Genomic DNA, 13,528 nt, shown 5'->3' on the forward strand with positions numbered 1-13,528 from the left:
TCCAGCGTCTGGGCGGCAAGATCCCCAAGGGCGCCCTGCTGGTGGGCCCTCCCGGCACCGGCAAGACGCTTCTGGCCCGCGCCGTCGCGGGCGAGGCAGGCGTGCCCTTCTTCTCAATCTCGGGCTCGGACTTCGTCGAGATGTTCGTCGGCGTCGGCGCGTCGCGCGTCCGCGACATGTTCGAACAGGCCAAGAAGAACGCCCCTTGCATCATCTTCATCGACGAGATCGACGCCGTCGGTCGTCACCGGGGCGCAGGCCTGGGCGGCGGCAATGACGAGCGCGAACAGACCCTGAACCAGCTGCTGGTCGAGATGGACGGCTTTGAATCCAACGAGGGCATCATCCTGATCGCCGCCACAAACCGTCCCGACGTGCTGGACCCCGCCTTGCTGCGTCCCGGCCGTTTCGACCGCCAGGTCGTGGTGCCCAATCCGGACGTCAACGGCCGCGAGAAGATCCTGCGCGTCCACATGAAGGACGTGCCCTTGGCCGCCGACGTCAACACCAAGACCATCGCGCGCGGCACCCCCGGTTTCTCGGGCGCCGATCTGGCCAACCTCGTGAACGAGGCGGCCCTGATGGCGGCGCGCAAGGACCGCCGCATGGTCACCCACCGCGACTTCGAGGACGCCAAGGACAAGGTCATGATGGGCGCCGAACGCCGCTCCATGGCCATGAACGAGGAAGAAAAGCGCCTCACCGCCTATCACGAGGGTGGCCACGCGATCGTCGCCATGAACGTCAAGATGGCCGACCCGGTCCACAAGGCCACCATCGTTCCGCGCGGACAGGCGCTGGGCATGGTCATGCAACTGCCCGAGGGCGACCGCTATTCGATGAAGTACCAGCAGATGGTCGATCGCATCGCCATCATGGCCGGCGGCCGCGTGGCGGAAGAGATCATCTTCGGCAAGGAGAACATCACTTCGGGTGCCAGTTCTGACATCCAGCAGGCGACCAAGCTGGCCAAGCGGATGGTGACCCAGTGGGGCTTCTCCGACGTGCTGGGGACCGTCGCCTATGGCGAGAACGAGCAGGAGGTCTTCCTCGGCCACTCCGTCGCACGCAGCCAGAACATCAGCGAAGAGACCGCCCGGATCATCGACGCCGAGGTCAAGCGCCTGGTCACCTCCGGCTGGGACGAGGCCCGCCAGATCCTGACCGACAAGGCCGACGACCTGGAAAAACTGGCCCAGGCCCTGCTCGAATACGAAACCCTGTCCGGCCAGGAGATCAAGGATCTGCTGGAGAAGGGCGCGGCCCCCAACCGCGACGAGAACAACTTCCCCAACTCCGGCCCCAGCGTGTCGGTCCCCGTCACCCCGATCCCGGAAGCCATCGCCGCCACGAGCGTCCCGACCGTCCATTAGGGCCTGAAACGACAGCACCCGTCGCGGGCCACGCTCGCGACGGGTTCTTTCCAACGAACATGTTTGCATCATAAACAAGTCTGTGAGATACAGCTCCACGAAGAGGGGAGTTGTTCTCATGTCGTCATCCGAAACCCGTCCGGCCGAACGGCTGCATGGCCTCGACGCCCTGCGCGGGACCGCCCTGCTGCTCGGCGTCGTCCTGCACGCCTCCATGTCCTATTTCCCGGTCACGATCTGGATCGTGCCGGATACCGACAACTCGCCGGTGGCCGGCGTCATCTTCTTCGCCATCCACCTGTTCCGGATGACCAGCTTCTTCCTGATCGCCGGCCTGTTCGCCCATATGATGCTCGGCCGCCGGGGGACTGTCGGCTTCATCAGGGACCGTCTGAGCCGCATCGCCGGACCCTTGGCGACCTTCTGGTTTCCGGTCCTCGCCGCCATCATCGCAGGCCTGATCTGGATGGCCGCCATCCGCAACGGCGGGACCATTCCGACCGACGGACCGCCCCCGCCGCCACTGACGCTCGAGACCTTTCCCCTGACCCATCTGTGGTTTCTGTGGGTGCTGCTGATCCTCTACGTTGGCCTGCTGGTCCTGCGCGTGCCTTTCGCCTTGCTGGATCGTGAGAGCAACTGGGGCCGGGTCGTCGACCGGATCACCGGTGCCCTGATCGGGCCGTGGACGCCGGTCGTGATGGCCGCGCCCCTGGCCCTGGCCTTCTGGCTGGCCCCCGGCTGGACGCCCTTCTTCGGCATCCCGACGCCGGACACGGGGCTGGTTCCCAATGCCGTGGCCCTGACCGCCTTCGGAAGCGCCTTCGGCCTCGGCGTCCTGCTGGATCGCCGCCGCGACCTGCTGGGCCGGATCGAGCGGCTGTGGCCCGTGTTCACCGTCATGGGGGTGGGCGTCGGCACGGCCGCCCTGGTCATGGTCGGTGGGCCGGTCCCTGACCTGGCCCCGGTGACCGAGCCCGCGCTGAAGGCCCGGCTGGCGGCGGTCATGGCCCTGGCCGTCTTCGCCTCGACCTTCGCGGTCCTGTCCCTGGCCCTGCGCTTCGCCTCGGGACACAGCGCCGTCCGCCGCTACCTCGCCGACGCCTCCTACTGGGTCTATATCGTCCACCTGCCGCTGGTCATGGTCGGGCAGATCCTGGTGGTGAACCAGACCTGGCCCTGGTTCATCAAGTTCGGGGTCGTCATCGGCGGAACCCTGACGATCAGCCTGCTCACCTATGAACTGCTGGTCCGCCACAGCTTCGTCGGTGGCTGGCTGAACGGCCGCCGGGTCCCCTGGCGCCGCGCGTCCGAACCCGAACTCGCCCCTGCCGAATAGCTTGCCAAGACCTGCCGGCTCGTCCACCCCAGAGACCAGCCGGCTCCGGAGAATCGTCATGCCCGCCAAGCCACGCCTGCACTCGCCCGAGGACGACCTCGCCTTCATGCGCTCGATCGTCGAGGGCGGCGGCCGGCCGCCGATGACCCTGGCGGTCTGCTATCTGGCGGGCGGCCTGCTGTACGGCCTCCAGTGTCTGTTCCACGTCGGCCAGGCGATCGGACTGATCCGCTGGCCCGACCTCGCCAACCTCGTCTTCGTGGTCGGCATCACCGTCGCCTTCCTGTCGATCCTGACCTGGGCCATCCTCAGGGATCGCAAGGACGGCGGCGCCAACCGGGGTCCGATGGCCAGCCGCACCCTGAACGCGGCCTTCAGCGCCACCGGCATGGCCAACTGTGCGGTCATCATCGTCTTCGGGGTCGGCGCGATGCGGGATCAGGACTTCGCCATCTGGCTCTACTATGCCGCCATCGTCTTCGCTCTTCAGGCGGCCGCCTGGTACATGGCCTGGACGCTGAAGCGGAAGGGCTGGATGCTCGCCACGGCGCTGGGGGGCTGGGCCACGGCGGTCGCGCTGGGACTGCTGGTGCGCGAGCCCTTCTGGTATCTCGGCGTCTGCACCGTCGCCCTGTTCGTCCTGTTCGCCCTGCCCGGCTGGATCCTGTTCCGCGACGCCCGCGCCGCCCCCAGGGGAGCCTGAGCGCGCCATGGGTCTGGCCGATCTGGGACGGATCGACGAGGTCATCCACGGCCGCATGCGGCTGGGGATCATGGTCTATCTGGCCGACGCCGAACGTGCCGACTTCACCGAGCTGAAGACCGTGCTCGACGCCACCCAGGGCAATCTGTCGGTCCATCTGAAGAAGCTGGAGGAGGCCGGCTTCGTCGCCATCGACAAGAGCTTCAGGGACAACAAGCCCCTGACCCGGGTGTCGATCACGCCTGAAGGCCGCCAGGCCTTCTCCGCCTACCTCGACGCCATCGGCAGTCTGATCGGGGGCCGGGACTGATGGCCGGCTCTCGGCTACGCGCCCGCGTCATGGGCATCGTCAATGTCACGCCCGACAGCTTCTCGGACGGTGGGCGGCTGACTTCGACCCAGGCGGCCGTCGCCCACGCCTTGGCCCTGATCGAACAGGGCTCCGACATCCTCGACATCGGCGGCGAGAGCACCCGCCCCGGCGCCGCCCCCGTCCCGGTCGTCGACGAGATCGCCCGCGTCGTCCCCGTGATCGAAGGCATCCGTGCCCTGTGGCCCGGCCCCATCAGCATCGACACCATGAAGCCCGAGGTCGCCCGCGCCGCCGTCGCCGCCGGGGCCACGAAGTGGAACGACGTCACCGCCCTGACCTTCGCCGCCGACAGCCCGGCCACCGCCGCCGCACTCGAATGCGATGTCGTCCTGATGCACATGAAGGGCGAACCCCGCACCATGCAGGCGGCCCCCGCCTATGACGACGTGGTCGCCGAGGTCTGCGGCGAACTGGCCGGACGCGCTCGGGCCGCGATGGCGGCCGGGGTGGCACGCAACCGCATCTGGCTCGACCCCGGCATCGGTTTCGGCAAGACGGTTCAGCACAACCTGGCCCTGACCCGGAACCTGCCCGCCCTGGCGGCGCTCGGCTTTCCGATCCTGTTCGGCGCGAGCCGCAAACGGATGATCCAGAGCCTGGACGCCTCGGCGACCGACCCCGCCGACCGGCTGGGCGGCTCGCTCGCCCTGGCGCTGGAGGCCGCACGGCGCGGGGCCGCCATCGTCCGGGTCCACGATGTCCGTGAGACCGTACAGGCGCTCAGGGTACAGGCGGCCCTGACCGGCGAATAACCGCTTGCCCCGACCGTCGGCCTGTCCCATCTGGACCCGATGAACGTATCGTGGATCAATCCCTGGGTCGCCCTGGTGGTCGCCGGGGCGCTGGAAATCGTCTGGGCCTCGGGCTTCAAATACGTCGGGCCTCAGCGTCCGCTGATCTCGCTCGGCGTCGGCGTCGCCATGCTGCTGAGCTTCTATTTCCTGTGGCTGGCGACCCAGAAGCTGCCGATCGGCACGGCCTATGCCATCTGGACCGGCATCGGCGCGGTGGGGGCGGCCAGCGTCGGCATCCTCGTTTTCGGAGAGCCCGCGACCGCCCTGCGGATCGCCTGCATCGTCCTGATCGTCGCCGGGATCGTGGGGCTGAAGCTGTTCTCGGGCGCTCACTGATGGTCCTCGAGACACGTCACGCCCGCGTCCTGATCATCGCCGGTTCGGACTCCGGCGGCGGGGCCGGGATCCAGGGCGACATCAAGACCGTGACCCTGCTGGGCGGATACGCCGCCACAGCCGTCACCGCGATCACGGTCCAGAATACCCTGGGCGTCCAGGACGTCTTTCCCCTGCCCCTCGACCTCATCGAGGCCCAGGCCCGTGCGGTGCTGGACGACATCGGTGCCGACGCGATCAAGACCGGGATGCTGGGTTCGATCGAGGTCGTCGAACGCGTCGCCGCCATCCTGGACACGACCTCCGTGCCTGCCGTCATCGACCCCGTCATGATCGCCAAGGGCGGCGCCCCCCTGCTGGCGGCCGAGGCCATCGAGGCCGTCCGCACCCTGATGATCCCCCGCGCGGCCCTGCTCACTCCCAATGCACCGGAGGCGCAGGCCCTGACCGGCATCGCGGTCACCGATCTGGACGGCCAGCGCCGTGCCGGTGAGGCCCTGATGGCGATGGGGGCGCGGGCCGTGCTGATGAAGGGCGGCCATGTGCCCGGCCCACGCGTGGTCGATCTGTTGCTGACGGCCCAGGGCGAGACCCTGATGGCCGGGCCCCGGCTGAACACCACCTCCACCCATGGCACCGGCTGCACACTGGCCAGCGCCTGCGCCGTCGGCCTGGCCAAGGGTCTCCAGATGGAAACCGCCGTCTCCAACGCCCGCGCCTATGTCGCCGAGGCCATCCGCCGCGCGCCAGGCCTGGGCGGCGGCCACGGCCCGCTGGACCACGGCTGGCCGCTGCGGGAACGGCGATGAGCGATCTCCAAGCCCGGCTGATCGCCACCGTCCGCGCCGATCCCGGCCTGATGCACGTCCTGACCACGGTGCGCGCGCTGGATCTGCCCGACTGGCGGGTCTTCTCGGGCGCCGTCTACCAGAGCGTCTGGAACGCCGTCACCGGTCGCCCCGCCGGCTATGGCCGCAAGGATTTCGATCTCGGCTATTTCGACCCCGACACCTCCTGGGACGCCGAGGACGTCGTGATCCGCCGCGTCGCCTCAGCCTTCGACGAACCCTTTCGCTCAGAGGTCGAGGTGCGCAATCAGGCGCGGGTCCACATCTGGTTTCCCGACCGGTTCGGAGAGCCGTACGACGCCCTTCCCGACACCGACACCGCCCTGACCCGCTTCGTCGCCCCCGCCTTCGCCGTCGGGGTGCGGCTGGAGGCCGACGACGGTATCAGCGTCGCCGCCCCCTTCGGCCTCGACGATCTGTTCGCCCTGACGCTCCGTCCCAATCCCGACCGGCCGCCGGCCCGGGGCTGGGACAAGGCGGTGGCCAGCGCCACGGAACGCTGGCCCGAGATCCGGGTCATCGCCTGACAGGCGACGAAAAGGGCGCGACCCTCGCGGATCGCGCCCCTCTTGTTTCAGAACCTGGCCGGTTTAGCCGCGGCGGTTGTCGCGATCCCAGCGTTCCATGCGGATCTGGGCCGACAGCCGGTCGAAGCGGCGGTCCAGGTCGGCGCGTTCCCAGCCGGACAGGCCACCGCGACGGTAGCTCTGTTCCAGACGGGCGATGCCGAAGAACTCGGCGCGCAGGCGACCGGCTTCCCGGCGGCTCAGCGAGCCGTTGCGGACGCCACGGTCGATGCGGCGATCCAGTTGGTCCTGACGCTGGTTGATCGACTGCCAGTTGCCGTACCCGGCGTTCTGGTAACCACGGTCATGGCCTCGGCCGTAGTCACGGTCCTGATGTCCGTAAGACTGGGCGGCGGCGGGCAGGGCGGCCGACGTCGCGGCCAGGACGAGGGCGGGGACAAGCATCTTCTTGAACATCGGATCTCTCCTTGCTGGTGTTCTGTCGGGGGCCGGGGTGGCCAGCGATGACGACAGATAACCACCCGCCGGCTGATCCCGACCTGAACAGGCCGCGTCAGGTTCGGTTCATCAGCATGACAAATGCGAAAGGGTGGCGGGCGGCTGCGGCTGGCGGTGAGGTTACCCGTGGTCAGCGGCTGGTGATACGAGCTCGCGTGCTTCGGTCAGCCCACCAGCCACCAGCCACTAATCACCCGGTCAGCGCACCGTCCGGTTCCGCGCCACCGTATTGCCGGTCGCAAGATCGCGATCGTCTGCGCTGGAGCCGAACGGATAGCCCCGGTCGTCGCCACAGTACCTTCGCCCGCCGTTGCGCGACCCGACCACCACGGACCGGCCGGTCGAGCCCGAGAACACGTTGTCGGTGATCACATTGCCCGAAGGCGTCTGGTGCCGGATCACTCCGTCCTCGCCGCAGTTCCGGTACAGGAACACCCCGCCTCGCCCGCGCAGCACGAAGCGGTTGCCGCTGATCAGGTTTCGCGCCGAGCCGTCCACGGCGATCTGTTCACGCGGGGTGGTGATGTCGAAGGCGATGTTGCGGATCGCCGTCCCCGCGCTCTCGGCGTCCAGATAGATCGCCGTCGAATCCGACCGACCCGCGAACCGCCCGCCGTTCAGGCTGACGCCCGTCACCCCCGGCCCGACGTAGAAGGGGATCGAGCCGGTGCCCAACAGGGTCGTCCCCGTCACCGCGATCCGCGTCGGCGCCGCGCCTTGCGCCGCCGCAGTATGGCCCGGCGTCCGCGACGAGGCGTACAGGTCTTCGATCCGGCTCTGCGCCCCCATCCCCCAGATGCGGACGTTGCCGTGGATGGTGCAGTTGGCGATTGACAGGTCGGTGGGGCGGCTCCAGCGCGGCGCCGGCCCATCGATCCGCCGCGACCAGATCGCCACCGTCGGCGCCTGGGTCGAGGTCTGCATCCCCGGCCGCCCGATCGATCCCCCGCCGCAGTCGATCCCTGCGCCCGAGGCCTCCGCCCCCTCGATCAGCACCTGCCGCGTCACCGAACGCCCACCGAGAACAGCCCGGCACGTCAGCCGATAGGGTTCGGTCGAGGCCATGGTCAGGGCCGTGATCTCCGCCGCCGAACAGGGCCGGGCGGCAGGCAGAGCGCCCGCCTGCCCCTGAAGCGCCGCGAGGATCAGCGACGCGATCATCTCAGGGCAGAGGCAGGGCCAGGGCCGCCCGTTCGGCGGCGCATCCCGGGTTGGTCAGGCCTGTGGCCCGCACCGCCGCCAGCTCGGCCCGCGCGGCCTCCAGATCGGCCTGAAAGCCCGGCGTGGCGGCGATCTGTGCAAACACGGCCCGGCCCAGAACCTCGCCCGCCGCCGCATCGGCCGGATAGTGCATGCCACAGACGACCCGGCTGACCGCGATCTGATGGCCGATCTCGCGCGCGGCGGCGGCATGGTCGGGATCCAGCGCGGCGACGGCCTCGCCATAGGCGACTCCGACCGTGGCGCTGCCGGACGGGTATGAGGCGCTGGCCCGCCCCGCCGCGCTGACGACAGTGCAGGCCGTACGGGTCGCATCGACGCCCACGGGACGGGGGCGAAAGGCGCGGGCCTTGGCCGTCTCCGCCGCCCCGTTGGCGTCCTTCAGGACCTTGTCGAACAGGGCGGTCAGGCGCGGCGTCGGGGCGGCCGCGAACCGCACGTTCAGGGCGCAGTCGAAATGCTGGGCGGCCAGTCGTGGCGACAGTTCGGCATGGCCCGTGGCCAGCAACCACCGGTCCCCGCCCTCATAGGCACGATAGCGGTCCGACAGGGCCCGGTCCGCCGCCTGTTCGGCCGAGCCGTCGGCGAACGGCGCCGGCACAGATCCTGCGAGGGCTTGGACCTGTTCGACCGCCAGATAGCCGCCTGCATGCGCCGGCGCCGACATAGCGGCCGGTGCGGCGACCGCAGAGGCTACCGGGGCCCCGAACGGCGTGCTCGAACAGCCCGCCAGCAGAGCCGTCACGGCCAGGGCCGCCGCCAAAGCCGCCGGCGACGTCTTCACTGACCCGCGCTCCAGGTCAGTTGCACCGAGGTCCGGCCCTCTGACGGCGCGGCCACGACATTGATGTTGGCCCCGTTGGCCTGGTTCTGGGCCCCATAGGCCCGCGCCTCGCCCTGGTTCATCGACGAGATGATGGCCATGCCCGCCCCTTCCGCGCGTTCGCGATAGAAGGCGATCACGGCGTCGGGATCGGCGTCGGTGGTGAAGGTCACGACCCCGCCCGGCCCCGCCGGCCCGGTCGCGGCCAGCGGCGGCCCATCGAGCTCGGCCCCGGGATACAGGGCCGCAAAGGCCGGCGCGGCGGCAGCCGCAGGCGCGGCGGGTTCGGCGGCCGGGGCGGGCGGAACAGGGGCGGGGGTCGAGGCGGAAGCCGAGGCAGGCGCTTCGGCCGGTGCCGGTGCCTCGCTGGGCCGGTCGCAACCCGCGATCGCGAGGGTCAGCAACAGGGCACCCCCCGCAAGACTGCACTTCATATCAGCATACGCCCCATAAACCGTTGAACTGAGACCGTTCGACCTCGCCATACCGTGGCCCATCGTTACGGCGACGGCAAGGCGACGGCTGGCCCCTGACGCTCCGCGCGCGGCAACGGCGCCACAGGTCAGCCGGTCGCGGCGTCGGCCTCGCTCCCTGCTGGCTTTTCAGCCCCGGGCTCCGCGCCCGTGTTCTTGACCGTGTCCGGTCCCACCGACGACGGCGTCGGGGCGTCGGCCGAGACCATGCCCTCGCTGGCCAGGGCCTGGTTGATGATGTCCGAGTCCGGGTCGTCGTCCGATCCGGTCGCCGCGCCGCCCTGCAACGAGCCCGCCCGGGTGTCGGACCCCGAGTCGGAGCCGGTCAGCGCCTCGATCATCGCATCGGGCGTGCGGCCCAGGTCGGGCTTCTCTCCGGTGGCCTCGGCTTCGCGGGCGTCCCGGGTCTCTGGCTGGTCGGTCATGAGCGGCTCCTGTTTCAGGACACAGGAATGACCGGGCCGCACCGCCAGTTCCTCATTTTGCAAAGATATATCTCAAGACCCTTGCTTTGTGTCTCGAAAGATATATCTTGGCCGCATGAAAACAGAAGAGAGATACAAGATGTTTGGTTTCAAGACCGAAATGCGCGGCCGTGGTGGCCGTCACTGGTGCGGCCCGTCCGAAGGCGGCGAAGGTCGTGGCCGTCATGGCTTTTCCAAAGGCCCCTCGGGTCGGGGCGGTCGTGGACCGGGCGGCGGTGAAGGTCGCGGCCCCGGTCGGGGTCGTCGGATGTTCGGCCCCGGTGATCTGCGGCTGGTGCTGCTGGCCCTGATCGAGGAGCAACCGCGCCACGGCTATGATCTGATCAAGGCCATCGAGACGGCCTTCGGCGGCGGCTATGCGCCCTCGCCGGGCGTCGTCTATCCGACCCTGTCCCTGCTGGCCGACGAAGGCCTGATCGCGGGCGTTGAGGACAGCACCGGCAAGCGGGTGTTTTCCGTCACCGAGGCCGGCAAGACCTGGCTCGACGACAACCGCGCCGCCGTGGATGGCGTCATGCAGCGCATGGCCCTGGCCGCCCGGCTGGTTTCCGGCGAACAGACCCCCGAGGTGGTCCGCGAGGCCTTCCACACCCTGCGCCACGCCGTCCAGATGAAGCCCGGCGGCTGGTCCGACCCCGAAACCGCCAAGGTCGTCGAGGCCCTGATGAAGGCCGTCCGCGAGATCAGCGGGGAGTAGTCTTCCAAAACTTTCGTCATTCCGGGCAAGCCGCGCTTGCGGCGCTGACCCGGAACAAGGCGGCCTGCGCGAGCAGGAAGCTGTCGAGGACGCAGCCGGCGGATACTGTGCCTGAACAGATCGCCTATCGGCGCCGCCCTGTTCCGGGTCTCCGCTTCGCTTCGCCCGGAATGACGAAAGGAAGGGGTGCAAGGGGGGGCACCACCCCCGTCACATTGAAGTCGCCGCCCTCGGCCACTATCTGGGTCCGCCCGCCGCTTAAGGACCGCTCCGACCATGCCCACGCCGATCCCCGCCGAATGGTCGCCCCACCGGGCGATGTGGGTCGGCTGGCCCAGCCACGCCGACCTCTGGGAAGACAACCTCGAACCCGCGCAAGGAGAGGCCGAGGCCCTGGTCCGCGCCCTCGCCGGTCCCGGTCGCGAACAGGTGAAACTGCTGGTCGGAAACGACGAGGCCCTGCCCGATGCCCAGGCGCGGTTCGCGGGCGTGGACGGCGTCACCGTCGTCCCCGGACGCTTCGGCGACATCTGGTTGCGCGACACCGGCCCCATCTTCGGTGCGGGCTCGACCCGCGCCGCCGCCTTCCGCTTCAACGGCTGGGGTGGCAAGTACGAGATGGAGTTCGACGACACCGTCGCCGACCAGATCGGAAAGGCCTCGGGCACGCCGCTCGACCGCCACGACTTCATCCTCGAGGGCGGGGCCGTCGACCACGACGGGGCTGGAACCCTCCTGACCACCCGCCAGTGCGTGCTCAACCCGAACCGCAATCCCGGCTGGACGCAGGACGCGGCCGAAGCGGCACTGACCCAGGCGTTGGGCGCGACCCGCGTCGTCTGGCTGGGCGAGGGCCTGCTCAACGACCACACCGACGGCCACGTCGACAACCTGGCCCGTTTCGTCACGCCGGATACCGTCGCCGTCCCCATCGCCTTCGGCCGCAAGGACCCCAATGCCGACGCCTATGACGCCGCCGCCGCCGCCATCGCCGACGCCGGCTTCACGCCCCTGCGCATCCCGTCGCCCGGCCTGATCCTCGACGAGGACGAACGGCCGGTCCCGGCCAGCCATATGAATTTCCTCATCGCCAACGGCGCGGTCATCGTCCCCACCTACGGCGACCCTCTCGCCGCCCGCCTCGCCTGCGAGGCCCTCGCCACCGTCTTCCCCGACCGCGAGATCATCCCCCTGCCGTCAATCGCCATCCTGTCGGGCGGCGGATCCTTCCACTGCATCTCCCAGCAGGAGCCCGCCTGATGGCCCGCACCGTCACCGTCGCCGCCATCCAGACCTCCTATGGCTCCGACGACATCCAGGCGAACATCGACAAGACCGTCGGCTTCGTGCGCGAAGCCGCCGGCAAAGGCGCTCAGGTCATCCTGCCCTCGGAACTCTTTCAGGGCCCCTATTTCTGCGTCTCGCAGGAGGAGCACTGGTTTGGGACCGCCTATCCCTGGCGCGAGCATCCGGCCGTGGTCCAGCTGGCGCCCATCGCCGCCGAACTCGGCGTCGCCATCCCCGTCTCGATCTTCGAGCGCGAGGGCCCGCACTACTACAACAGCCTGGTCATGCTCGACGCCGACGGATCCCCGCTGGGCGTCTACAGGAAGAGCCACATCCCCGACGGCCCCGGCTATCAGGAGAAATACTATTTCCGCCCCGGCGACACCGGCTTCAAGGTCTGGTCCACCCGCTTCGGGCGGATCGGCGTCGGCATCTGCTGGGACCAGTGGTACCCGGAAACCGCCCGCGCGATGATGCTGCAGGGTGCCGAGATCCTGATGTACCCCACCGCCATCGGCACCGAGCCCCACGACGAAAGCCTCGACACCGCCGAGCCGTGGCGGCGCGCCATGCAGGGTCACGCCGTGTCCAACGTCGTCCCCGTCGTCGGGGCCAACCGCATCGGCCATGAACAGGTCACGGCGGCGGGCCAGACCTTCTATGGCCACTCCTTTATCGCCGACCATCGCGGCGACCTGGTCGAGAGCTTCGGCCGCGAGAACGAGGGCGCCCTGGTCCACACCTTCGACCTGGACTTCCTCGATCGCCACCGCGCCGCCTGGGGCTTCTTCCGCGACCGCCGCACAGATCTGTACGGTGCCTTGGCCGCCCCCCGTCCCGTCGCTTGAGCACCGGCCACGATCGCGCTAGGGTCCCTGCGTTCTCCCGGGGGCGGCGCCTGAGCCGCTGAGATAGAGGTAATCCTCTGACCGGCCGAACCTGATCCGGGTCATGCCGGCGAAGGGATGGGAATATCTCCGCTCATCCCGGCGAAAGCCGGGACCCAGTTCTGGGGTGAGCGGTAACCTCGCCCGGAGTCGGCGCCCTCAACGCAGAGGCCGCCATGAACATCGCCGTCACCCCGCCCGCGAACGCCACGCCCGTCGAGCCCTCGCACGATCCCGCCGTGGATTTGTCGCTCAAGGACGCCCGCGAGCAGGTGATGGCCGAGACCGGGACCATCCCGACCGGCGAACGCGCCGGATCGCGCAAGGTCTATGTCGCCGGCGAGCTCTACCCCGACATCCGCGTCCCCTTCCGCGAGGTCGCCGTCCACCCCAGCGCCAACGAGCCGCCGGTGACGATCTACGACTCCTCCGGCCCCTACACCGACCCCACGGTGACCATCGACATCAAGCGCGGCCTGCCCCTGGTCAAGTCCAGCTGGCAGCTGGATCGCGGCGACATCGCCCCCGTCCTGAACCCGCGCGAGGTCAAGCCCGAGGACAACGGCCACGCGTCCGGCAAGAACCTGGCCCCCCGTTTCGACGTCTCGAACCACAAGGTCTTCAAGGGCGTCCCCGGCCGCCCCGTGACCCAGTACGAATACGCCAACGCCGGCATCATCACGCCCGAGATGGAATACGTCGCCATCCGCGAGAACCTGCGCCGCGAGCAGAACGCCCCCTGCATCCGCGACGGCGAAGACTTCGGCGCCTCGATCCCCGACTTCGTGACCCCCGAGTTCGTGCGGCAGGAGATCGCCCGCGGCCGCGCCATCATCCCGCACAACATCAACCACCCCGAGGTCG

General features: G+C 69.3%; 17 protein-coding genes and 1 riboswitch. Of the genes, 12 read left to right on the forward strand and 5 right to left on the reverse strand.

Features of this window, described 5'->3' with window-relative positions:
* The 8 genes from ftsH to JHC99_RS12710 all read left to right on the forward strand — a co-directional run.
* Positions 1 to 1,373: ATP-dependent zinc metalloprotease FtsH (gene ftsH, locus JHC99_RS12675; RefSeq protein WP_292154735.1), on the forward strand; the 1,373-nt coding region annotated here is incomplete at its 5' end.
* A 118-nt stretch (positions 1,374 to 1,491) separates the two neighbouring features.
* Positions 1,492 to 2,712: an acyltransferase family protein gene (locus JHC99_RS12680; protein WP_292154736.1), complete on the forward strand. Its 1,221-nt coding sequence runs from the start codon at positions 1,492 to 1,494 to the stop codon at positions 2,710 to 2,712.
* A gap of 58 nt (positions 2,713 to 2,770) precedes the next feature.
* Entirely contained in the window at positions 2,771 to 3,415 is a 645-nt protein-coding gene (locus JHC99_RS12685; RefSeq protein ID WP_292154737.1) for a hypothetical protein, read from the forward strand.
* Between the two features lie 7 nt (positions 3,416 to 3,422).
* Positions 3,423 to 3,725, forward strand: a complete 303-nt coding sequence (locus tag JHC99_RS12690) for a transcriptional regulator (protein WP_292154738.1) — start codon at positions 3,423 to 3,425, stop codon at positions 3,723 to 3,725.
* The gene (folP, locus tag JHC99_RS12695; protein WP_292154739.1) at positions 3,725 to 4,540 is read left to right on the forward strand and encodes a dihydropteroate synthase; all 816 of its coding nucleotides are present in this window, start codon (positions 3,725 to 3,727) and stop codon (positions 4,538 to 4,540) included. Before JHC99_RS12690 ends, folP begins: the two co-directional genes overlap by 1 nt.
* A gap of 39 nt (positions 4,541 to 4,579) precedes the next feature.
* Complete coding sequence (locus JHC99_RS12700) at positions 4,580 to 4,918, forward strand: multidrug efflux SMR transporter (RefSeq protein WP_271146190.1); 339 nt, start codon at positions 4,580 to 4,582, stop codon at positions 4,916 to 4,918.
* The gene (gene thiD / locus JHC99_RS12705; RefSeq protein ID WP_292154741.1) at positions 4,918 to 5,727 is read left to right on the forward strand and encodes a bifunctional hydroxymethylpyrimidine kinase/phosphomethylpyrimidine kinase; all 810 of its coding nucleotides are present in this window, start codon (positions 4,918 to 4,920) and stop codon (positions 5,725 to 5,727) included. Before JHC99_RS12700 ends, thiD begins: the two co-directional genes overlap by 1 nt.
* Positions 5,724 to 6,293, forward strand: coding sequence for a nucleotidyltransferase family protein (locus JHC99_RS12710; RefSeq protein ID WP_292154742.1), 570 nt, complete (start codon positions 5,724 to 5,726; stop codon positions 6,291 to 6,293). Before thiD ends, JHC99_RS12710 begins: the two co-directional genes overlap by 4 nt.
* Positions 6,294 to 6,356: 63 nt before the next feature.
* Here the strand turns inward: JHC99_RS12710 and JHC99_RS12715 are convergent, their stop codons facing one another.
* From JHC99_RS12715 to JHC99_RS12735, 5 genes are all read right to left on the reverse strand, one after another.
* A complete protein-coding gene (locus JHC99_RS12715) occupies positions 6,357 to 6,749 on the reverse strand; it encodes a hypothetical protein (protein WP_292154743.1) in 393 nt (130 codons plus the stop codon).
* 240 nt (positions 6,750 to 6,989) lie between these two features.
* Complete coding sequence (locus tag JHC99_RS12720) at positions 6,990 to 7,952, reverse strand: right-handed parallel beta-helix repeat-containing protein (protein WP_292154744.1); 963 nt, start codon at positions 7,950 to 7,952, stop codon at positions 6,990 to 6,992.
* Between the two features lies 1 nt (position 7,953).
* On the reverse strand, positions 7,954 to 8,796 hold the full coding sequence (locus JHC99_RS12725; protein WP_292154746.1) for a phosphatase PAP2 family protein: 843 nt from the start codon (positions 8,794 to 8,796) through the stop codon (positions 7,954 to 7,956).
* On the reverse strand, positions 8,793 to 9,269 hold the full coding sequence (locus JHC99_RS12730) for a hypothetical protein (protein WP_292154747.1): 477 nt from the start codon (positions 9,267 to 9,269) through the stop codon (positions 8,793 to 8,795). The genes JHC99_RS12725 and JHC99_RS12730 overlap by 4 nt, the downstream gene beginning before the upstream one ends.
* A 128-nt stretch (positions 9,270 to 9,397) precedes the next feature.
* The gene (locus JHC99_RS12735; RefSeq protein WP_292154748.1) at positions 9,398 to 9,733 is read right to left on the reverse strand and encodes a ribonuclease; all 336 of its coding nucleotides are present in this window, start codon (positions 9,731 to 9,733) and stop codon (positions 9,398 to 9,400) included.
* 139 nt (positions 9,734 to 9,872) lie between these two features.
* On the opposite strand from JHC99_RS12735, the gene JHC99_RS12740 reads away from it, so the two are divergent.
* From JHC99_RS12740 to JHC99_RS12755, 4 genes are all read left to right on the forward strand, one after another.
* The gene (locus JHC99_RS12740; RefSeq protein WP_292154749.1) at positions 9,873 to 10,490 is read left to right on the forward strand and encodes a PadR family transcriptional regulator; all 618 of its coding nucleotides are present in this window, start codon (positions 9,873 to 9,875) and stop codon (positions 10,488 to 10,490) included.
* Positions 10,491 to 10,766: 276 nt separating this feature from the next.
* Complete coding sequence (locus JHC99_RS12745) at positions 10,767 to 11,750, forward strand: agmatine deiminase family protein (protein ID WP_292154750.1); 984 nt, start codon at positions 10,767 to 10,769, stop codon at positions 11,748 to 11,750.
* Positions 11,750 to 12,625, forward strand: coding sequence for an N-carbamoylputrescine amidase (gene aguB / locus JHC99_RS12750; protein WP_292154752.1), 876 nt, complete (start codon positions 11,750 to 11,752; stop codon positions 12,623 to 12,625). The genes JHC99_RS12745 and aguB overlap by 1 nt, the downstream gene beginning before the upstream one ends.
* A 27-nt stretch (positions 12,626 to 12,652) precedes the next feature.
* Positions 12,653 to 12,760: riboswitch (TPP riboswitch) on the forward strand.
* Positions 12,761 to 12,939: 179 nt separating this feature from the next.
* Positions 12,940 to 13,528 (forward strand): phosphomethylpyrimidine synthase ThiC (locus JHC99_RS12755; protein WP_292154753.1); only part of this gene is annotated, 589 nt, incomplete at its 3' end.

The organism is Brevundimonas sp., assembly GCF_016463485.1.
GTDB lineage: Bacteria > Pseudomonadota > Alphaproteobacteria > Caulobacterales > Caulobacteraceae > Brevundimonas.